General features: G+C 59.2%; 21 protein-coding genes. 15 read left to right on the top strand and 6 right to left on the bottom strand.

Annotated features, from left to right (window positions below):
* Positions 1 to 5 precede the first annotated feature (5 nt).
* Positions 6 to 284 (top strand): HU family DNA-binding protein, encoded by a 279-nt coding sequence (locus tag H1204_RS46375; RefSeq protein WP_180735640.1) that lies wholly within the window; start codon positions 6 to 8, stop codon positions 282 to 284.
* 347 nt (positions 285 to 631) lie between these two features.
* Here the strand turns inward: H1204_RS46375 and H1204_RS46370 are convergent, their stop codons facing one another.
* The 3 genes from H1204_RS46370 to H1204_RS46360 form a co-directional block, all read right to left on the bottom strand.
* Positions 632 to 964: a hypothetical protein gene (locus H1204_RS46370; RefSeq protein WP_180735639.1), complete on the bottom strand. Its 333-nt coding sequence runs from the start codon at positions 962 to 964 to the stop codon at positions 632 to 634.
* Positions 965 to 1,328: 364 nt separating this feature from the next.
* Complete coding sequence (locus H1204_RS46365; protein WP_180735638.1) at positions 1,329 to 1,598, bottom strand: DUF1488 family protein; 270 nt, start codon at positions 1,596 to 1,598, stop codon at positions 1,329 to 1,331.
* Positions 1,599 to 1,752: 154 nt separating this feature from the next.
* Positions 1,753 to 3,009, bottom strand: coding sequence for a tyrosine-type recombinase/integrase (locus H1204_RS46360; RefSeq protein ID WP_180735637.1), 1,257 nt, complete (start codon positions 3,007 to 3,009; stop codon positions 1,753 to 1,755).
* Positions 3,010 to 3,206: 197 nt separating this feature from the next.
* Here H1204_RS46360 and H1204_RS46355 point away from each other — a divergent pair, with 197 nt between their 5' ends.
* The 7 genes from H1204_RS46355 to H1204_RS52295 all read left to right on the top strand — a co-directional run bounded on the left by H1204_RS46355 (position 3,207) and on the right by H1204_RS52295 (position 9,064).
* Complete coding sequence (locus H1204_RS46355) at positions 3,207 to 4,289, top strand: DNA-binding protein (protein WP_180735636.1); 1,083 nt, start codon at positions 3,207 to 3,209, stop codon at positions 4,287 to 4,289.
* Between the two features lie 6 nt (positions 4,290 to 4,295).
* Positions 4,296 to 4,526: a hypothetical protein gene (locus H1204_RS46350; RefSeq protein ID WP_180735215.1), complete on the top strand. Its 231-nt coding sequence runs from the start codon at positions 4,296 to 4,298 to the stop codon at positions 4,524 to 4,526.
* A 5-nt stretch (positions 4,527 to 4,531) separates the two neighbouring features.
* Positions 4,532 to 5,437, top strand: coding sequence for a hypothetical protein (locus H1204_RS46345; protein ID WP_180735635.1), 906 nt, complete (start codon positions 4,532 to 4,534; stop codon positions 5,435 to 5,437).
* A 76-nt stretch (positions 5,438 to 5,513) separates the two neighbouring features.
* Positions 5,514 to 5,903: a hypothetical protein gene (locus H1204_RS46340; protein ID WP_180735634.1), complete on the top strand. Its 390-nt coding sequence runs from the start codon at positions 5,514 to 5,516 to the stop codon at positions 5,901 to 5,903.
* Positions 5,904 to 6,149: 246 nt separating this feature from the next.
* Positions 6,150 to 7,544 carry an ATP-binding protein gene (locus H1204_RS46335; protein WP_180735633.1) on the top strand — a complete coding sequence of 465 codons (1,395 nt, stop codon included), beginning with the start codon at positions 6,150 to 6,152 and terminating at the stop codon, positions 7,542 to 7,544.
* Between the two features lie 180 nt (positions 7,545 to 7,724).
* Complete coding sequence (locus H1204_RS52300; protein ID WP_243469043.1) at positions 7,725 to 8,570, top strand: glycoside hydrolase family 27 protein; 846 nt, start codon at positions 7,725 to 7,727, stop codon at positions 8,568 to 8,570.
* 11 nt (positions 8,571 to 8,581) lie between these two features.
* Positions 8,582 to 9,064: a hypothetical protein gene (locus H1204_RS52295; RefSeq protein WP_243469042.1), complete on the top strand. Its 483-nt coding sequence runs from the start codon at positions 8,582 to 8,584 to the stop codon at positions 9,062 to 9,064.
* Between the two features lie 477 nt (positions 9,065 to 9,541).
* On the opposite strand, the gene H1204_RS46325 is transcribed toward H1204_RS52295, so the two are convergent.
* A complete protein-coding gene (locus H1204_RS46325; RefSeq protein WP_180735632.1) occupies positions 9,542 to 10,561 on the bottom strand; it encodes an IS110 family transposase in 1,020 nt (339 codons plus the stop codon).
* A 67-nt stretch (positions 10,562 to 10,628) separates the two neighbouring features.
* On the opposite strand from H1204_RS46325, the gene H1204_RS46320 reads away from it, so the two are divergent.
* From H1204_RS46320 to H1204_RS46300, 5 genes are all read left to right on the top strand, one after another.
* On the top strand, positions 10,629 to 11,192 hold the full coding sequence (locus H1204_RS46320) for a hypothetical protein (protein WP_180735631.1): 564 nt from the start codon (positions 10,629 to 10,631) through the stop codon (positions 11,190 to 11,192).
* 202 nt (positions 11,193 to 11,394) lie between these two features.
* Complete coding sequence (locus tag H1204_RS46315; protein ID WP_180735630.1) at positions 11,395 to 11,589, top strand: hypothetical protein; 195 nt, start codon at positions 11,395 to 11,397, stop codon at positions 11,587 to 11,589.
* A gap of 241 nt (positions 11,590 to 11,830) precedes the next feature.
* Positions 11,831 to 12,910, top strand: a complete 1,080-nt coding sequence (locus H1204_RS46310) for a hypothetical protein (protein WP_180735629.1) — start codon at positions 11,831 to 11,833, stop codon at positions 12,908 to 12,910.
* 1,014 nt (positions 12,911 to 13,924) lie between these two features.
* The gene (locus H1204_RS46305) at positions 13,925 to 15,661 is read left to right on the top strand and encodes a hypothetical protein (RefSeq protein ID WP_180735628.1); all 1,737 of its coding nucleotides are present in this window, start codon (positions 13,925 to 13,927) and stop codon (positions 15,659 to 15,661) included.
* Positions 15,662 to 16,328: 667 nt separating this feature from the next.
* Positions 16,329 to 16,667, top strand: a complete 339-nt coding sequence (locus tag H1204_RS46300) for an SHOCT domain-containing protein (RefSeq protein WP_180735627.1) — start codon at positions 16,329 to 16,331, stop codon at positions 16,665 to 16,667.
* Positions 16,668 to 16,923: 256 nt separating this feature from the next.
* On the opposite strand, the gene H1204_RS46295 is transcribed toward H1204_RS46300, so the two are convergent.
* Positions 16,924 to 17,715, bottom strand: a complete 792-nt coding sequence (locus H1204_RS46295) for an abortive infection family protein (RefSeq protein ID WP_180735626.1) — start codon at positions 17,713 to 17,715, stop codon at positions 16,924 to 16,926.
* Between the two features lie 215 nt (positions 17,716 to 17,930).
* Between H1204_RS46295 and H1204_RS46290 the strand changes: the two genes are divergently transcribed.
* Complete coding sequence (locus H1204_RS46290) at positions 17,931 to 19,109, top strand: PIN domain-containing protein (protein ID WP_180735625.1); 1,179 nt, start codon at positions 17,931 to 17,933, stop codon at positions 19,107 to 19,109.
* Positions 19,110 to 19,274: 165 nt separating this feature from the next.
* Here H1204_RS46290 and H1204_RS46285 read toward each other — a convergent pair whose 3' ends face one another.
* A complete protein-coding gene (locus H1204_RS46285) occupies positions 19,275 to 19,646 on the bottom strand; it encodes a hypothetical protein (RefSeq protein ID WP_180735624.1) in 372 nt (123 codons plus the stop codon).
* Positions 19,647 to 20,124: 478 nt separating this feature from the next.
* Here H1204_RS46285 and H1204_RS46280 point away from each other — a divergent pair, with 478 nt between their 5' ends.
* Positions 20,125 to 21,144, top strand: a complete 1,020-nt coding sequence (locus H1204_RS46280; RefSeq protein ID WP_180735623.1) for a hypothetical protein — start codon at positions 20,125 to 20,127, stop codon at positions 21,142 to 21,144.
* The last annotated feature ends 155 nt before the right edge of the window (positions 21,145 to 21,299 follow it).

Raw genomic sequence — 21,299 nt, 5'->3', positions numbered from 1 at the left:
GAAAGATGAACAAACACGAACTGATTGATGCTGTTGCATCGACCACGGGCGAAAGCAGGGCCAGCACGGGCGAAGCCATTGATGCCATCCTCGAGGCCGTGACGGCGGCCGTGACGCGTGGCGACACCGTCCAGCTGATCGGCTTCGGCTCGTTTTCGACCGGCGCCCGCGCCGAACGTACCGGTCGCAATCCTTCTACTGGCGAGACAATCACGATTCCGGCCGCGAAAACCGTCAAGTTCACTGCAGGCAAGGCGTTCAAGGACGTCGTGAATGCCGCATGAATGGGCCGGTGTGCGTAACATCCAATCGACAGCGTTACCTGATCAGAGCGCTTGTTGACGCAACAACCTGATCAGGAATAACCCCATCGTTGTTTTTGTATGTTCGGATTGATAGACAGTACGTTGTAATGTAACGTTCAAGGTTCCAGAAGTTATAGCGGTGATCCCTGACTTTGGGTGCGTGTTGAGGCCCACCGTCCCGACAGGGCGTTGGGCTTTTTTTCGAGCCCGACGTGTTGAAGAGATGGCAGATTGCGCTGCCGAACGTTGCGCGCGTTACCCATAGGTGAACGCGATACGTTCGACTTTTCCGTACTCCAGCGACGGTTCTCACCCGTCACAGCCCTTCAGTTTGAAGCCAGATAGCCTTCCGCTTCCGACGGGAGCGCCGTCGCGGCCTGTGCTACCTCGACGAGAGGGGTGAAATCCAGAGTCTGAAATGCAGCAGTGTCAGCGCCCGCAATCGGACGTTTGCGCATGGCCCGGCTCAGGATGTGGGTGGCGTGCCGATAAAAGACTTCGAGCTGCCCTGCATCCGATACATGAGGTGGCAGGTCGTAGGCCTCCTCAAGCACCCGGCGTGGGATATGAAAGCGTTGAAGTCCGCGAATCACGCGAACCTGGAACACGACCCCATCGCTGTTGTGAGGGATCGCTGCCCAAACCAGCGCGCTGCCCATGAGATGCCCCCTGTTTGCCTGCAAACCTGATTCAAGGCTCGGTGTCCTATGGTGGCACTCAAAAAATACATTTCAAAAATGCGACCATTGGACTTTGACATTTTCGCCACACGAGGTTGGTGGGCTTTGACCTGTCACGACGGCGACTGTGTAAAAACGGCCATCTGCAAGGCGATGCGACCGAAGTCATGAGGCCGGAACCGGGCCTTGCCGGGACGGCTGACGACCCGCTCCCCCTCACGAACTGGCGAGGCGTATCCGGGCGTGCTAACCATTTCGCGTCAGCGACAATCCTCAATGGCGGGAGAGATGGTTCGGTATGCTGATCGTGGTCATCGGGATTGCCGGACCTGCGGTGAAGTCGTCAGGGACGCGCGAAATCGTCCGGCGTCAGTTCCAGGCGCGTGGCCGGATGGGCGAGCAGCCTGCGCTCGGCAATCGCGCGGATGCGCCCGTACCCATCGCGGAAGGTCTTCAGGATGCGGGCGTCGCTGGCCCGGGGTTCGAGCCAGAAATACGCTTCCAGTGTCGCGATCGTGATCACGCATTCAACCGGGCCGTTCGGGCGCACGAGGCCAAACGCCACGCCGCGGTGGTCGGCAAGCACCTGGGGTTCGAGTTCAACAGTTTCCATGGGCGGTCAGGCAGTCAATGCTTCGGGGCGCGTCACACGGATTCTTGCATACGCGATGCGGTTTGAATATCGGATCGTACCGGGTGCCCTGTATAACGGACACGTGAGGTCGAACGTTGACCGGTCTGCGGCATGAATCCGGGCAGGGCAGGCGTCACCAGTCGATGCGATGCTTCTCGTCGGTCTCGTGATGGCGGCGATCGTCGTCGACGTGCAGGTAAAGGCTCGTCGTGGTCAGCGACGCGTGACCGAGGTTGTCGCGCACCAGGCGCAGATCGACCTGATTGTCGGCCATGTGCGAACCGGCGCTGTGCCGCAGCCAGTGCGCCGAGGCCTGCCCGAGCAGGTCCGCGCGTGCCGTAAAGGCCTCGCCACGTTCGCGCAGCCGCCCGGCGGCGCCGGCAAACACGTCCTTGACGATCGTGTGCAGCGCGGCCCGGGTCAGCGGCCGCTGTGACGGACCTTCCGTCTTCGTCAGGCCCGGTTCCGCTGTGCTTCCCGCCGTGCTTCCGATCGGCAGGACGAGGGGCGTCGTCTCGTTGGGTGAGGGCAGGGCCGTCATCCCCAGGAACTGGCGGTAGCGCGACAGTTCTGTCATCAGTTCGCGTGTGGCCGGTACCAGCCGTTCCCTGTCACCCTTGCCGTGCACGGTGAGCCACCAGCGCATCGTGCCGTCGGCGTCGCGCCGCACGAAGAACTGGCCCATCGTGTTGCCGCCGGCCTCGGCAATGCGCAGCCCGCCCAGGTACAGCAGCGTGAAGAGCCAGCGCACGCGGTGATAGTGCGCGCGGTCCCGGGCGGTCTCCTGCGGCATCGACGCAATGAAGTCCTTGACCTCCTGCCACAGGCCCGGTTCGAGATAGCGCGTGATGCGCGGAGCGGCTTTCGGCGTGCGCTGGCGCGAGAGCGCGAGCGGATTGCCGGCCAGATAGCCGGCCTGCACGAGCCACGAAAACAGCACGTTCAGGATCACCATCGCCTGCCGGAGGCTGGCCGGTGAGAGCGGGCCGTGAAAGGGCCGCCAGCGCGCGTCGTCGCGCGGATGCTTGCGGCCGCCGCCCGCGCCGGCGTTGGCAACCCAGGTGGCGGCCGGCTGCGGATCGGCGAGGAAGCGCTGGTAGCGCAGGCAGTCCTCGTGCGTGAGCGAGGAGAGCGGCTTGCCCAGCTGCACGAGCGACCACAGGAGCAGCCGCTCGGCTTCCTTGCGGTAGCTGTCGAACGTGGTCTGTTTGTCGGCGAAACGCGCGAGCCACGCGCGGATCGCGTCGAGATCGTTCGCGGCGGCGAGCTGCGCGTGGCCGCCCGTCGCGCGGTTGGTCCCCGCGTGGCCGTCGAGTGCGGCCGGAACCACGAGCCTTTCCAGCGGGGTGGGGTGCACCAGGACCAGGTTGGCTGACGGCGGCGTGGACATGATGGTGAGCTTTTCCGGGAACGGTGAGCGTTTGCGGGAGCCGGACCGGCAATGATTTGACCCCATAAATTTGCCGGACAGGGTATGGGTGATATTTACAACATTATGGGGTTAATGTCAAATTACTACCATTCGCTAATTGGATATAATGCGTTTTACGTTGTATTATTGATCAATCGAAATCCACTTTCATCTCCATGTCCGGTGACCTGTCTGCTGTTTCGTCCGATGTCGCGTCCGATGACGCTCGGCTCGCGGCCGAGATCGAGCGCCTGAAAGCCGCGTTCCCGAAAACGCGCGAGCTGTACCGTGAGGTCTGCGCGCTGCTGTTCTTCCGCTTCGGGCAGACGCCGACCGCCAACCGCCTGTACCAGATCGTGAAGCGCGGCAGCATGGGCACGCCCGCGGCGGTGCTCGGCGAGTTCTGGGCGGAACTGCGCGCCAAGAGCCGCGTGCGCATCGAGCACCCGGACCTGCCCGGGGATCTGCGGGATGCGGCCGGGGAGCTGGTCGCGACGCTGTGGACGCGCGCGACCGCCTCCGCGCAGGCGGAGCTCGACGCGCTGCGGGCGGAAGTGGAGGCGCAGCGAGCCGAGGCCGAACAGCGCGTCGCCGCGGCGCGGGGCGAACTGGACCGCACCGAAACCGCGCTCGAGCAGCGCACCGCGGCGCTGCTGGCCGCCCAGGTCGAGGTCCGGGAGCTGGAAAAGGCGCAGGCGGAGGGTCACGCCACACGGCAGGCGCTCGAGGCCGAGATCAGCCGGCTGAAGGCCGAGGCGGCGGCGCGCGACCGTGAGCTTGAGAAGGTGCGCGACAGCTTTTCGCGGGATCTGGAGAAACTGCGCGAGACGGCGGAGCGCGCCGACGAGCGCCTGCGCGCCACGGAAAAGCGCGCGCTCCTCGAGATCGACCGCGAACGGGGCGCCGCCGCGAAGCTGCAGAAGGAAAACGACGAGGCCACGAAACGGGCCGACCGGCGCGACGCCGACCATCGCCGCTCGATCGAGGCACTGCAGGCACAGCTCGGTGACGCGCGCCATCAGGCGGGCCTGCTGCAGGGGCGGCTCGATGCCGTGCAGACGGCGAACGTGACGCTGCAGCAGCAACTGGCGGCACGGCGCGAGGCGGATGACAGCGCAGGCCGGCCGGCGCGCGCGAAGACTGTTCCGGCACGCCCGACTGCGACGCGTCCAGCACGGACACTAGGCCCGGCGCGCAAGATCCCGGTGTCCTCCGCCCCGCCCAGCAAGACGGCGGCACGCCGCAAGAAGCGGGGGTAGGGTGCGATGGAACAGAAAACTCGCCCGCACAAACGGGGAACGGTGCGAATCAGGCGCAAGGTCCCGGCCTGTCCGCCGATCGGCGCGCTGATGCGCTACGGCGAGCGGATCGTCCGCGTTGTCGCCGAAGCGAGCGGCCAGTGCGTGATCATCGAGTCGGTCGATGAAGACGGTCGCACCTTCCGCAGCACGGTGAAGTGGGCTAATCTGGCCCGTCTCGAAGGGCAACTTTTCTGAGCGCGATGACCATGCAGAGCGTGCAGCAACTGGATATCTTTGCCGACAGCCGCGACGTGATGTTGCGCAATGACGTGCTGGAACAGCTGCAGCGCCGCGATGCGACAGCAGCTCAAACGGCACTGGAACGACTTGCGAGCGACTATCCCGACGATGACACGTTGCCCGCGATGACCGTGCTGGTCCGTGAGCTAGAACGTGATTCGACAGCGCCCTTTGCTGATCACGCAGCGCTGGCCAGCGCCCGCCGTCACCTTGACGACGAGGTGGTGCCTGCGGCCCGGCGGGTGCTGTTGGCGCAGGACGTCCAGGCCTGGCTCACACCGTGCTGGCGATCGCTTGCCCAGCGGGCTGCGGCCCTGGCCTTTCGCGGCAACGATGCCGGCAGTCATGCCGTACCCCTGTGGCTGCTGGCAGGCGAGTGGAAGGCCGCGAGTGACGCGATCGAGCGCATTGAATCGTGGTGGCGCATCCCGGTACCCCTTGCGTGGATGACCGAGGCCCGCTACCGGACCGAGGGGCTGGATGCCGCGTGGCCGCTGCTCGCGGAACTGGCGTGGCTGGCACCCGCACGGTTCGCGGCGTTAGTGTCCGCGCTGGGCGACGCTTCCCTTGACGCGCTGCGCCGGCGCTTCGATGCGGGGTTTCCGGGCACGGGCGAGGTCGACGATTGCGCGTGGTTCCCGGCGTGGCTGCTGGTGGTCAAACCGGCGCTCGCGGGCCGGTTCGGTGAGGCGCGTGTGCAGCGGGACCGGGCCGCGTCGCGTGCGACCGCCCTGCTCGGAGAGATCCTGCGGCGGGAGCACGAAGGCGACCAGCACGAACTGGTCAGTCTGCGTCAGGCATTCTGCCGCTTGCATGCGGGTCTGTTCGAGGCGTACATGGCCACACGAAAAGTGCAGCTCCGGTGAGGATGACGACCACCGGCGGTGATCATCGCCGACGTCGTCGTCACATGGAGAAGTCGGGCGCAGGCACGGAGGCGACATGTCATTGAAGGCGCAGTGGTACCGGGACAAGCTCGCGAAAAAAAGTCGTCAGGGCTTCCGCGGCTATCCGGTCGCAACGGTGGCCTTTTATGGGCCCGACGACGCGCGGGCGACGAAGGTGTCGGTGGGCATTGTCACGCACGAAGGCGCAGATGCTGACCCGGTTGAGCGGTGGTTCTGTGAAGCGTCCGATGCGAGAACCGATCCGGGAATCAGTAAAGCAGTCGTCCGGTTCATTGAACAGCATGGGGCGCGTTCGGTCGCCGCCTTCGATCGCATCATCGGGTGTCCGCATGAGGAAGGCATCGACTATCCGGAAGGCGAAACCTGTCCGCTGTGCCCGTTTTGGGCCAACCGCGACCGGTGGACCGGTGAGATCATCAGTTGAATCCGGGGTGCTTGCCCACCTGATGCAAGAACACCTGGCGGGCTCAATTGCCCGCGAGTCGTCCGTTCCCGCACCCCACGGCCAATCCGGCGACGACAACCAGAGAGGCGGCTAATGGAACACGGGAACACGGCGGCCGACGCGCAGGCACTACAATTCGTTCTGAAGCCGCCGTCAGGAGTCACGATGTGTCGTGAACGCCTGCTTCACTCAAGGTTCATGCTGTTCAACCCGTAGGCCGGCCTCATGATCCAGCTGGACGAACTGCGCGGGCATCCGCTCTTCAAGGATCTGTCAGAAGCGCTTTTGCAGTGGCTGCGCGAACAGCTGACGGAAGTCAGCATCGCGGCGGGGGAGGTCCTTGCCCGTGAAGGCGAAACGAGGTCCCACTTTTACGTCGTGCTGCAGGGTGAGGTCGCCGCGACAAAGCTGTCACGCGGGCAGCAGATTCCCACGTCCCGGTTCATTGCGCCAAGCTACTTCGGGGCAGTCTCGCTGCTCTCGGGAACGCCCGCGCCTGGCACGCTCAAAGCGGTCACCGATGGGCGCGTGGCGCTGCTGCCGGAACGCGCGTTCCGCGAATTGCTGGTCGGCTCGGAGACCTTCTGCCGGCTGATCTTCCACAGCTCCTTTGATCGCCTGATGAACCTGGAGGCGACGCTGCGTAACCGGGAAAAACTGGCTGCCCTCGGCACGCTCGCCGCGGGCCTCGCGCACGAATTAAACAATCCTGCGGCTGCACTGGTGCGCACCGCGGACCGTGCGGTGGCCGCACTCGCAACGCTGAAGGTTGCGCACATCGGGTTGAGGGATAGCTCGATTCCTGTCGAGGCAATGAAAAACCTGGAGGGTCTGGGCGAACGCCAGGGACTGACAAACGTTCTGTCGGCTATCGATGCCCTGAAGCAGAATCAGGCAGCGGACGCGCTCAGCGACTGGCTGGTCGCACAGGGAGTCGGGAAGGCGTGGCTCCTGGCGCCATGCCTTGTCAGCGCGGGAATCCTGCAGCAGGAACTTGACTCGCTTGCCGTCACCCTGAACAGGGAGCAGTTTGCCGCCGCCATCCACTGGCTCGCGTCGACACTGGAACTCAACGCGCTGATGGAAGACATCCGCGTTGGGTCGGTCCGGATTTCAGGGATCATCCGGGCGATGAAATCCTACTCGCACATGGACCAGTCGCCGCAGCAGGAAGTGGATATCCATGAAGGCATTGAAGATACCCTCATCATCATGCAACACCGGCTCAAGCAGGGTGTCACGGTGCATCGTGAGTACGATCACAGCCTGCCGCATCTGAGCGTGTATGGCAGCGAACTCAATCAGGTATGGACCAACCTGATCGACAACGCCATTGATGCCATGAGTGGCAAAGGCGAGATCGTTGTGCGGACTTACCGCGAGATGGACGAGGCAGTGGTCGAGTTCACCGACAACGGGACTGGCATCGCAGACGATGTCATGCCGCATCTGTTCGAGCCTTTTTTCAGCACCAAGCCGCCGGGTCAAGGTACGGGCCTGGGCCTCGACATCTCGTATCAGACGGTCGTCAACCGGCACCGCGGAGCGCTTCTTGTCAGTTCACGCCCGGGACAAACGACCTTCCAGGTGCGCCTGCCACTCGTGTCGAGACCGGGATGAACACCTCATGCGAACTGGACGGCTATGCTTGTATGTTGTCATCAGCGCGTGTTCCTTGTTCTATGGCTGATTTCGAGCCTGTGCGCTTGCGGCCGCGCCGTTGAGCCAGGAACCGCAGAGGCATTCCGATCTACGCCCACACATCCGCCTGCCCTCGCCCAACGCGCAACGCCGGTACGCGTGCCTCCACCGCCGATGGGCTGGTCGTCCTGGAACAGTCTGGGCGAAGGCGTGAACCATGACGTCATCAAGGCCGAAGCCGACGGATTGGCGTCGCTGAACACACGCATCACCTCGGGCGCCCGATACGAGTATGTGAACATCGACGAAGGCTGGTGGCGCTCAGGGCAGAGAGACGAAAGCGGCAATTTCATCGTCGACACGACGCAATGGCCTGGCGGAATGCAGGCCATTGCCTGTTATATCCATGGCAAGGGCCTGAAGGCGGGCATTTATATCGATGCGGGTCCGCGCGGCTGCGGCAAGCGAGCCGATGGTACGCATTTCGTCGGAAGCGACTTCGCTTGCTACGATCACGATTTCCTGCAATTTGCACAATGGGGATTTGATTTCGTCAAGGTCGATTTTTGCGGGGGCGCGGCAGAAAACTACGATCCGCAGACAACCTACCGGTCCATCGCGCAGGCCATCCGGCGCGCCTATTCGCAGACTGGCCACCTGATGATGTTCAGCCTGTGCGACGGGGGCACGATTCCCACCGACAAATCGTTTCCCGACTACGGCGAAGGGCCGTGGGTGTGGGGTGCCGGGGTGGGCACGATGTGGCGAACCACACGCGACATCACACCGGACTTCGGCAGCGTCACCTATAACCTGGCCGGCAACTATCACCCGGAAGGTCAGCATACCGGCTACTACAACGACCCCGACATGATGGTCGCCGCAATGGGGATGTCCGCCGTTCACGATCAGGCGCACGTCAGCCTGTGGGCGATAGCAGGCGCGCCGATGATTCTCGGCAACGATCTGGCGAAGCCGCTCGCCGCCGAACGGCAAGCCTGCTGACGAATCCCGAGGTGCTTGCGATCGATCAGGATGGATTGGGCCTGCAAGGGCTGCTGGTGGCACAGGCCGGCGGGCTGCAGGTCTGGGCGAAGCTGCTGGCCGGGGCGGGACAGCGAGCGGTCGTCCTCTTCAACAACTCGGCGACGGATGCGCCGATGGCGGTCACATGGGACGCACTCGGCTTCGCTCCGTCATCGCAGGCGACGGTGCGCGACGTGTGGGCCCGAAAAGACCTTGGTCGATTCACCGCGTCCTATACGGCGCCGGACGTGCCCGCCGGAGGCGTGACTATGCTCACGGTGAGCGGCACCGATACGGGAATGAACAAGGTACGCGCGAATTCCTATCATAAGCCTCGAAGAATTCCCACTTTGCCCTTTGCTGGCGCATCCGACAGTCGGCGTCAAGGTGTGCGGCACCGGCCGCTCGACGTGTTGCAAGCCTTTCCAGACTTGGATGCTGGTGCGGACACAATCGCTGACGGGCTCGAGTAGTCGTGGGTGGGGACGTGCGCCGGCCGCACGGCGCGTCTGCTCCGGTACCGCATCTCTGTGGTGAGCGATGACAAGGGCGCGCCTCGGGTTCAGCGCTCTTATGATAGGAATTCGCGCGTACCTTGTTGGCACCCCCGTACCGGGCGAGCAGGGCGCAAGGCCCCGGCGCCAATCCGAGTGCTGAATGGGGTAGTCTATATGAACGCGTCCCGTTTGCGCTAGTTTCTCGTGTGTTCCGATAGACAGGATGGGCTGCGGATCTATATCCGGCCTTGATGCAGCCACGACGTCTGCTGCTGGCCCCTATGAAATACGCTGACTCGATCCTCATTCGTCCGGCGAGCTCAAAGCTCGTATTACCCCTCAGGTCTATCGAGTCCCGGTCCTACCTGGCTTGTCATCACACTCGATTGCTGCGCAACCTTTCGACGTTCACCCTGTGTTAAAAGTTGATCTTCTACATCGTGTGCGAGCCTTTCAGACCGGCTTCACGCTCACATAGTCCTTCTGGTAGGGCCGGTCATGAGCCAGCACCGCACAGATCGTTCGGGCCATCTTGTTGGCCAATGCGACGACCACAACGTTCTTCGGCCGTCGCGTCTTCATCTGCTCAACCCACTCGCCGGGCGCCTTCCCACGTGTCACCACACTGCGTGCGCCGTGAATCAGCAGTGTGCGCAGATACGTGTCGCCCCTCTTGCTGATCCCGTGCAGGTTCACCTTGCCGCCCGAGCCCGTCTGTTTCGGCACGATCCCAATCCACGCGGCAAACTCCCGCCCCGAACTAAATACTTTCGGATCGCCCATCATCGCGACTGCCGCCGTTGCTGTCAGCAGCCCCACACCGGGAATTTCACTGATTGCCTTCACGGCCTTGTCTTCCTTCTTCCACTCGCGCATACGTCGCTCGATCTCGGCAACCTGTTCGTCTAGCTTCGTCAGGGCGTTCCACTGCTCACGAAACGTATCGATCAGCACGGCGGGCAGACGCTGAGCCAACCGTTCGAGCACAGCCGGTGTTTCCTTGTCCAGCTTGCTCCGGCTCTTGCTCATCACTTCGCCGTATTCCGTGAGCAGCCCTCTCAGGTTATTGATCTGCATCGTGCGGAACTTGATCAGTTGCTGCCGCATCCGGTGCAGCGCCAGCATCGCCTGCTGCATCTCGGTCTTCACTGCCACTGGCTTGCTCGGTTGCTGTACCGCCAGCCAGATCGCCCGTGCATCCGCCGCATCGTTCTTGTTCCGTATGTTGAACGCCTTAACGAACTCCGCCGGCATCAGCTTGACCTGATGTCCCATCTTCGCCAGTTGCCGGGCCCAGTGATGCGCTCCGCCGCACGCCTCCATCCCGATCAGGCATGGCGCACGATTCGCGAAGTACTCGAGGAACTTTGCCCGCTTGATTGGCCTGTTCACGATTTCTCCGGTTTCCTGATCGACGTAATGCACCTGAAAAACCGACTTTGCGATGTCAATCCCAACAGGCGTAAGCTTCACGATGGATCCTCCGGGTTGTCTGGAAAACTTCGTATTTTCCTCGTGGGAACATCGATGCCGTTGGCCCGTGAGGATCCACCTTTCTTTGCTCACCTGGTCACGGGGTGGGACGCGTTCATTTCAATTCGTCCGTATGGGCGCTTTGATCCTGAAAACCCATACGGGTCGGTGGCTTGAAAGATCATCGTTTCTTCGGCGGTCGCTGCCACGCAGCACCTTGATGCAAGCGACTCTGCGCGATGCCTTCGACGTGAAACGCAGATCGATTGCCCACGTCGACGCAACTGCGCATTGCGTTTTCCTGACGCGCGAGAAGGAGCAACGCATGAAGCTTTCGAAATGCCTGTTGCTGATCGCGTTGTCGCTGTCCGGTTGTCACGCGGAAACCTCGAAGACGTATTTCGGCGATGGCCGGAACCCGCCTGAACACGGGCGTGTCTCTTCGCCGCCGCCACTTCCTGGAGCCGAACTGATACAGCCACTGCCTCCAGGCGAACCGCCGCCAAAAGCGAAGCCGAAGGCAAAGGCGCAAGCAAAGGCAAGCTCAAAATCGAAGTCCAAACACAGGCAGCACTATCGGCATCACCCGAAACACCATTCGCCACATCAGAGCCAGTATTCGCATCCCTGATCCAGTCGCATGTTCAATAGTTCAGAAATGCGCAGGTGCATCGCTTTTCCGGTGCATTGTGTTGATTTGGACACGTGTGCATTCGATCGGAAACGGCGCTCGAGGCATGCGCCGTGTCTGCGCGCCCTTCGACGCGAAACGCAGATCCATTGCGACATCGAGCATTGCGGTATCCTCACGCTCCTATTGAAAAGGAGCGCGCATGAAACTTTCGAAATACCTGTTGCTGATGGCATTGTCACTGTCCGGTGTCGGTCACGCTCAAACCTCACAGACGTATTACTTCGGCGAAGGCCAGGGCATGCAGCAAAGCGGGGGTGCCACTTCGCGCGATCGGCATCACACGAAGCACCATTCACACCCTTCGCCGCATCGGAACCGGAATTCGCATCCCTGATCCGGTTAGCGTGTGCGCTACGCATGAATGGTCACACTTGTGACCTGGCCTTGCGCTCGTGAAAACCCCCGACGTCCGTCACGCCCTAAAGGGGGCGTCGGGTTCCATCTCAGTATTTTCTGGCTGTAACGGCATGAGAAGCCGCTTGTAGCAAGGCTGAGCGGCCTCACACGCGTTTGCAACTTGACGGATTTTCAACTCGTTGATCTAAAAAGCGTTTTCTGCTGCGAACCGCCAGAAAATGCACGAAAAGGACGAACACCCCCATACGGTCGATACTAGCGAGATCGCGTATACGTCTATCGGTATAATTTCCGAAATTCAGACACTTACGACAAACTTCGTTCTCGGTACCGTTAGCTATAGTCCGAGCGACGAGTTCACCGAACTCATAACGGGCGGATACCAACAAATGGCGCTATCTCCGGAAGAATTCGTAAAACGTCTCTATGCCATTTCAGAAAGCGATGGCATACCTTATGGACGAGCACAACTGCTTGCGGACGGGGAACAAAGCTACCAACAGGCGGTTCTTCAATACAAGGGTTATGCGGCGCTGTCTGATGCATTCAAATGCTTTTTCCTAGAAACGGTGGAGCTTGTAAATACAAGCTGCCGACCGAAAGTGACGAAGCAACTATCCGAGTTCTATGGGCTGTTTGTTCCACGTCTTGCTCATGACTTTCGGTCCTTATGTGGAGCAGAGCGAGTCGCGGTTAGTGGCTATCCCTACCATGCGTACACTTTGCTTCGGAACACGTTTGACAATGTTCTTTTGACCTCGGCGGCTTTGCAAAAGATCACAGATTTCTACAGCATCGAAGGCATAACTCCTGGCAAACCGCTTGATGTCACTGCGTTGAAAAAACTGCGGAAAGATACCGAGTTCGATGTTCGTCGGACAATGACCGGAAGTAAGAGCGGCCTCACACAAGACACACAAGTTGAACTTGCCAAATGGGATGCTCTTTTCGACTTTGAGGTTCACGGCGCACGCCTGTCGCTCGCCAGCGCAATGAGCTTCATGAAGGGGCAAGAGCCACTACCGGTAGTACCCAGGTTTGAGGAAAAGGAGTTCGCATTATTCCTGAATCGCTATTGCGAAGTTGCGTGGATGGTACACCGGCTGACACCAGCGATTCAACCGCCTGGAGTGCCTCTTCCTGACGAATGGAAGGAGAAGTGGCGTGTACTTGACGACTCATTCGAAATCACCGCTCACTCTCTTACGAAGCAACTAGGCAAGAAGATCGGCACTGCAATTGTGGAGCTAGTAAAAGTGAAATTCCCGTTTAATGAAAAATCCGAGTTTCCACTCTAGTTGACTGCCTAATTGTTCTATCGACGGCCTTGCACAATCCTATGTGCACAGGCGGCTGCGAGCGACGGTGACCACCGGCCTTGCCATGCAGAGTTGACCGTAGGCGACGCGAGAAGCAAAGCGGCCTTCGATCACTTGCAGCAGCGTGCGCACTGCATCTCCCAAGTCCCTACCAGCAGCCGTCAGGCCTGCCCGACTTTTCGTCTTCAACATGATGGAGTCGGGCGATGCCGACAGAGAGGAGCCACTAACCGAGCGCAAGACGTGGCTGCATGATTCGTTCGATGATACTGAGACGCTTGTGTACGCTAGCGGCGTTGTCGGGCTCGGCGTGTTGGTCTTTCAGGAGGTTCGCAAATACGGTGTCGAGGGAATGGTACCCGTTGGCAGTCAAGGCAGGCCCTCAGGTTTCGAGATACTAAACCACGGCCTCTGGCGGGCTGACGACGAGCGGGGCTTCATCTACTACGCTTTCGAATGTTCGCATGCCTTCTCCCCGATTTTGTAGGCGGAATCTAGCATGCAATCGTGAGAAAAGTCGCGCTTTTAAGTCAGCTGCTACAGATCAGCGTATGGGGCGCTTCACACACACATGGAATTCGCCTTGAATTCGCGCGCGGTAAAGCTTGTTGTAAAGCGGCCCACCTACATTGTTGTAACTCGACCGTTGGAAACTCGTCGAGGAGACTCCATGATGGCGACGCCGCACTACTCGCGCATTCGGCGTTTCAGTTGCCATCTCTCGGTGGGGATTGCGCTTGTTGCGCGTCCACGCTGCCCTGGAGTCTCCCAAAAGCGCCCTGGCCGCTCCCATACGGCGATCAGCGCGCGGACTAAAACCAAATACGTGCTCAAAGGTCATCAACGGCTATTGGGGCCCCCGCGTATCGGGACAGGCTCCAGGCTTCTAACAGGGCTCATTTCAGATCTAGAGAAAGGCACTTTCTATTTTTTCGGCGGAACAACCCGTAGCTTGTAGCTAATGCGCTTTCAGAAGGCTAGAGGGAGTTTCAAATGAACAAAGTCTCCATCCGGCTGTTCGCGGCAGTCTGCGCAATTCCTCTTCTTTATTCCTGCGGTGGCGGTGGAGATAGTTCTGGTGCGAGTGCCACAAGTTCGTCTGCCGTTACGGTGACGACCGCTGTAGGAAACGCTACGGTTCAAAAAACCTTTCAACCGAACGTCACGCAATTTGCTGATAATGCGATCCAGCAAACGGGCAAAACGTCCTTCCAGATTTCCTCACCTCCTTCTGGGTTCGGCGTCAACAGCGTCTTTACGTGGGAAGATCGACCGTATGTAGTAACGTCGATAACCTCCACCAATCCTTTCGCCGTCACAACGCGGGACGCCGAGCTTGGCGAGGTCCTTTCTCAGATTGCTGTGACTGGCGATATAACAATTGACGACGCAAACCTTGCCAGGATGGTAGTCGCCGACGCGAACAACACCAATCAAACACCGTCCATCATCAACTCGAGCATCAGATCGACAAACAAATCGACAGTGACTTTAGGTAAGTGCAAGGTCGTACAGAACGACGCATCGGCAAATGGCTCGACGACGGTATCGTGCACTGCGAACGAGATAATCCAGCCGGGTGTCGTAATCTCCGGTACCGTTGGCATCAAGGACATCTCTTTTTCATCCGTGAATCTCAACAAGGGGAACCAGACCCAGTCTCTTGCCTCGTTTCAAGCGACGCCCTATGTCACGCTCTCAGGAGGAGTTTCGACCGGACAGAACACCGCTGCAACCTTAACCGGCAACTTGCCTTTCGCGCGCATACGAGTGCCGATCCAGTTTACTCTGGGTTTCGTAAGCATTGGCATACCTTTTTATCTGTCTTATGGATTGCCGTTATATAACGCGGGCGTGGGAGTCACCGGCTCGTTTCCCTACACCAACGGAGCGTTCAGTTTCGTGGGATCGCTGGAAACCCCCACTGCGACCATTTCGACGACGACAGCCTTTACCGCTCAAATGAATAACGCCTTTATTGGCATTAAGTCAGGTGCTGAGCTAGCGTTGACTTCGACTCCGACACCCGTCGCGTCTGCCATCAGTGTTGCTGTCGGGTGGCCTTTGACAGACGACCGGATCTTGTCGGTGGGCGTTTTCGGCACCTTGGGTGAATACGGCTCTTTGTCGGTCTCTGAGGCACCTCCCGCCACTACCGCTTGTCTGCAATACTCGATGAGTCCGCGGGTTGACACTGTGCTGGAGGAAAGTCTCCTTGGTAATCCCATCGTGTCACTCGGATCGGCGCCCTTGAAGATTCTTCCCGCTCTTCAGATCACCGGATCCACCGGCTGCAACAACACGCAGTTGGTCGTTTCATCGGCGACTTGCACGAACACAACAGCAACGTTCAATGGGATCACCGCACCGCTCGTATATGTACAGCAAAACGGAACCGCGACAGGCCCGGTGGGAACGTATGTTTTCGCAGATCAGCAGGACTATCAAGGGGGGGTGGACGGATTACCTGGAAGCCTCGCGATCGCGTGTTCAGCGTGGAGCCCGGCAGTATTGCCGAGCGGTGGTCATGGAACCCCAACTTATTACATTGGAATGCCAACATGTCAGCGGGCCGCCACGGATCCAGAGACGACAAGTTGGAGTGCCTTCAACTATGGGCCACCCCAAGCGGCCCCTACACTCCCGATCATCAGAGATGCATGGCTCCTGGATAGCAGCGGACAAGAGATTCTGTCGACAGTCGTCACTGCAGTGATGACTTGCCAATGACCGATCATATATCTGCCGGAATCGGCTTCCGTGTCGGGTAAGCCTGCGCAACCTCCGGCGTGAATGCAAGGCACGCCGGGCGGTGACAAGCTGACGATCAACGTAGCCAACCCGCCGACCCGGATCGCCTGCAGCGCACAACCATGTCCGCTCACAAAAGCAATGTTGTGTCTATCGTGGTGCGTCGCGAAACTTCCAAACTTCCCGCTCAGGCACACCGGTAAAGGGGGTGTTCGTCCTTTTCGTGCATTTTCTGGCGGTTCGCAGCAGAAAACGATTTTTAGATGGGGTAAGCGTACTTTTGGTGCGATATCTGGCAGTTCCTGGGGGCCGAACCGCGTGCAGCAAGGCTTTGCCGCCTTGGGATTTCGCGCGGCTCGCCTCATCGCAAGTACTTGATATTATGGCGTTTTTCATAGCTAACCGCCATTTTCGGCACGAAAACTACGGTTACCCCTGGTTACGTGAGCCTGAACGGCAATTTGGGGTCGACTGCGGTCAACTGGTCGCGAAGTAGTTGTTTGGGTGTGTTCGACAAGACAACCTTGTCGCCACGATAGCCGCAGGCCCGGCACGCCCGCGTTGTATTAAACTCGCGTCAGAAGCCAGGCGGCGATAATCCGCCAGCAACACGCCAACCCATAAAGCCAAATTCCGGGGAAACCAAATGATTCGAGCCGCGCTTCTTGCTTCCATCTTAGTCCTCGGAGGATGCGCAAGCGTTTCAGATATCGATACCAGCCAACTCGAACCAGGTTGCGCACAGGCCTGCACTGCCCGTTATTCGGAATGCCTCGGCAAGTTCACTCTCTTCCCGCTTCAGGCGCAGCACCAATGCACGGATGCCATGCATCTTTGCGCAAAAGCATGCCCGACGCGGACTGTCGATGCGGCGCCCGCAAGCAACACCCAGCGCTTGTCGGATCTTAACGACCTTTTCAAGCGCGGCCTGATTTCGAAGGATGAGTACGATACGAAGCGGGCGGTGATTATTCAAGGGCTTTGAAGCCGTTACGGGACGAGCGCGCTTCCATCAGCATCTTGCGACGGTCGCGCTCGTATCGACAATGGTGGCCAGCCTGACACTCAATGCCGCTCAGGCACGTGACCGCCTTAAGGGGCGTTAGATCGTCGACGCGATGGCTGACCATTGGGGGTTTTGCCGACCGCGTCGGACAGCAGTCGGCCCAGTTCCAAGAGGTACGCATCCGGCACGGGCCAACCGGCGTGGAAATCGTGGCGCCCAGTTGTTTTCCTATCCGTCACCGTGCGTTCCCCGTCGCTCGCCCTTCCAGCGCCCGGATGAATCGGATCGACGCACCGATGTGGCTGAATATCAATAGCGCTTCGGCGTGGTTTAGGATGGGATTGTCGTGCGCCAGGCTCTTGTTGTTGCGCACGTCGTTGAACGCTTCGAGGACGCTGATGCTACTGCGCAAGATCCGATCGGTCATCTCCGACTCAAGAAGGCCGGCGCCTCGCAAAGCTTTCACATACTCGCCCATCAAGCTGTGAAGCGGCTTGTCCCGATTGACCTCGATGCCGCGCCGTTCGCAGTGGGTGCGCAGGAACTTCATGGCGAACACGTGCAAGCGATCCAAAGCAGTGGCCGGCTCGTTGTGTTCTATCGCCGTGCGGATGTGTTTGGCCGCGGCTTCGAAGTCGAGGTCGTTCACGCTCGCGGTAAAGGCATCGACCTCAGGGACCGGGCTCGACGGGTTCTGGTTGAGCCGTGCAATGATCTGCTGCACTTCCGCGAGCAAGGCGTCATCCACCTCCGACGGAAAGCACTGGTACTCGTTCGCGTGTTCGATCATCGCGAGCAGCACCTTGGCGACGACGTGGTCCGGTTCAATGCTCCAGAAGCCTCGCAGCCGGTTGGCCTTTGAGCCTGAACTGAGGTTGATCCGGTACTTAGCGTTGTCTATATCCAGCCCAGTGTGCTCTTCGAAGAAGATGGAGAACGTTCGGTCGGAGAAGTCGAGTACGTATCCGCTGCTCATGCCGAGGAGACGCTCGAGTTTGCGTTTTTCGATCGATGAAAGGGTTGCCATGTCGTTGCTCTTTGTCCTCTGCCGGGCTGGTCCAGAAGCAATTGTAAGTGTCGCCAATAGGGACGACCAAGTGCCGCGCATCTTCCCGGTTCTGCAATCTTCGGGGCGGCGTGGTTGTGAATTGACCCAATCGCCGGTGCGACGGCCAGAGTTCAAATCCGTCCACATTGGTATGCGAGAATCGATAGCATCCACCCATCTCTCAAATGACAGTCATGGACGAAGCGATCCGTCAACAGATCGAAGCGAACGAGATCGGCGCAATCGCGCTCGATACAGAGGTCTTCGATGCTAAGCAGCTGACTCTGGAAGTGGGATTGCTGCGGCGCGTGGCCCAGTTTGCCGACAGCGAGATCTCCGTGTTGATGCCAGATGTGATCGCCGGTGAGATCGAGGCACATTTACTCCAAGCCGCGAGCGAAGCACAGGGTAAGCTCAAACGCGCGATGCGTCTGATAGACCACGCGAAGCTGCTGTCGCTTGTCGGCGATGCGAAGCCGGCAACGCAACTACTGGAGCAGATCGCCGATCCGGCAGCCGCCGCCGAAATTGCCAGCCAGCGCCTCGCGGGGTGGATTGAGCGCACGGGCGCCGTGGTTCTTCAAGCGAGCGACCATGTGACGCTGGACCAAGTGATGCTGCGGTACTTCGGTGCGCAGGCGCCCTTCGCCGCGAGCGGTCCAAAGAAGCATGAGTTTCCGGATGCGGTTGCGCTGCTGACCTTGGAGCGCTGGGCTGAACAGCAAGAGCGCAAGGTGCTGGTAGTCTCAAATGATCCTGATTGGGTCCGTTACTGTGCGACGAGCCCACGGCTCGTCGCGGTCCGTGATCTCGCCGATGCCCTTAGTGGGTTCCAGGATCAGACTGCCAGTTATGCTGCTCGTCGGCTCGCCGAACTACTCAACGAAGGCGATTCGGTTGGTCTGCAACGAGCGTTGTTACAGGCGCTTGACGGTCAAGACGACAAAGTTGAATTTGAAGTCGATGCGGACTCGCAGTTCGAGTTGGAGCCAGAGGGGGTGGCGGCACACTTTATCGATGTCGAGTTGCCCGACCCAGAATGGGCCAAACAAACATTTGAGGCCGTTGACTATGGTGATGGAAAGGTTTTTGTGCAGATCGCGGCAACCGCGGTCGCGGAGGTGAGCAGCTACTTTAGGTTTCGCAAATGGGACGGCATCGACCGGGAGTATATGTCGATGGGAAGCGGCCACATTGTCACTGAAGAACGCATCAACGTTGAAGCAATCGTCACGCTCGGTGGACAGATTCCCGAGCGCCTAGAGATTGAGGCGATCGAGATTCTTCCGCAAACACACCACATTGAACTTAGTGACATCGAACCGGACTGGATGAGCGATCCCGACAACTATGACACTTACGACAGGGAGTAAGGCAAGCGCACTTTTTCAGCCGGTCGCGATTGCCTTGTATCCGACGCCCTATGCAGATTCAGTAACAGCTCCGGCGGCTGCTTTTCGTGGCGTCCGCATGCTGTAAGTGAGGTCCGCGATCGCCCCCAACAATCCGACTGCTCCTAGGTTGACAGGGCCGCGGGTTTAGTCGGAAGGGTACCGATAATCGACTGGGCGCTCGATCGCAATCATCCCGTCAAGGATGCTTTGCACCTCTTTAGGTGTGCGGTCTATCAGTGATGACCAATCGCCGGGGCGTATCATCATCAGCATTTGATATCGCTCCGAATCTTTCCGGAGCGCCCGGATCTCAGCAGACTCCGATACATCAGGTTCTAAGTTGCTCTCAGCGAATGCCCACAGGTCGGTGACTTCTGGCGCGTGCTCTTCCTTGAATTGCGCTAGGCGGCCTTTGTGCTCATCCCACTTCGCCATCAGCATCCGGTAGCGTTCAGCGTTTCTTCGAAGCGCAGCAATCGCGGGATTTTCAGGTAGGTCGGACCCATCGTCGGTCATTTCGGTTTCCGTCTTGTTGGTCTGGAGATCAATTTACCGTGAATGACGGCTCGCGAACAACAGCTTTCGATCAAGATGGCTGGCTGCGCCTGGTCGAAGCCAGACGCCCGCAGAGATTGAGGCTTCTCGGTTCTCGCGTCGCAACAAGCATTGCGAACGTCAACCGCCGAATTTAAACGCTCAAACGATAACGCTCCCCGAAGGGCGCGTCGATGAAGGTGACGACACAGAGTACATCGTCGGGCTGCTTCGAGGCGACAAAACACAAACTTTGCGCATCTGTGCGAAACCGCACGGACTGTGAAATCAAATGGCACAAACATGGCTCGCGTTTTCGTATTGAAAGGTGAGGTATCGGTTTGTCGAAGAGGGCGCAGATCGGGACAAAAAAGGAGGACAGCCAAGACATCCGGCTCGAGTTACATCGTTTGAAATTTGATTTCGGATAGAAAACTTCCAATTTTCCGGAGACTGAATCGTGGCCGAATTCGCCCAGAAGGATTTGAATACGACGTCGGAATCTCTCACTGTCAGTTGCAGTATGCAAGTTCCGAGCGGTGTGCGACGAGAACCACGAGTGCTGATTGCCCCTGTGGTTGTCGCGGCAGTACAAGCTGCTTTGGAAGCGATAGACAAGCATAACTTCGCAGACTGGCAGAATCACGTATCTGACAAACTCGACGAAATATCGAGAAAGCTGGATGTTGTCATTCTTGAGATACAACGATTGCGTGGCTACATCGACGAGCGAATTACCAAGGAAAGCGTCGATCTGTTCGAAGGCGAGATTAATGCGCGTCGAAAGACCGTTGAGCAAATTCTTGCAGGAGTTCCTTCATCAGCGAAGCAGCCTGACAAAGACACCGTCCAACGGCTTGTTCGAATCATGGACGAGATGGATGTGCCGTTGTGGCAATTGATGAACTGGAAGAAGTTTGGATTCGATCCGTATAGCGGCGTGGTAGTCGGCGTGCTCACGAAGCTGCTTTTGCTCCGCGTGACGGGGCGGCCAGCGGGTGAAGCGAGCACTTTCGCGCGTAAAGCCGTGGAGGCGTACTTTGCCCCGGCACTCGATGTCAATACGGCTGGTTCGATAGAAAACGCCCGCAATGTCGTCGCGACGCAAGCCATTCACAAGAACGCTGAACTCAACAGCTACCTCAATCGCTGGTGGCTGATCTACGTTCACCAATACACTGGACATGGTCACGATCCCGATCATAGCCCAAACGACCGTGTGATCGTGGACTACGCCAATGCTGCCGGAACGCTCGACGGCGGGATCAAGGTCACAGTGAGTGGGGATGAGAATCTCCGCGCACCGTGGTACCCCCGAATTGGACACGACGACGATCATGCCGAAGAGCATTTCCGCGCCGACCTTGAAGGCCAACGTCAAGTGATTCTCGATGCGCTTCGACGTGAGGCCGAATTAAAAGCTCACGCACAGACGGTCAAGCAGGTATCTGACGCGCTTGAGAAGTACAAGACTGTCTAGTCCCACCGTACAGTAAGTAGCGCGACAAACGGCATAAGGAGGAGGCCTTCGCCTCCTCCGTTTATGTCGCGGCTTAGGGTTGCTGGGCCAGCCAGGGGTAACCGTACTTTTCGTGCCGAAAATGGCGGTTATCTCTGAAAAACGCCATAAGATCA

The sequence above is a fragment of the Paraburkholderia sp. PGU19 genome (assembly GCF_013426915.1).
Lineage (GTDB): Bacteria > Pseudomonadota > Gammaproteobacteria > Burkholderiales > Burkholderiaceae > Paraburkholderia.
This window is presented reverse-complemented; position numbering and strand designations above follow the sequence as displayed.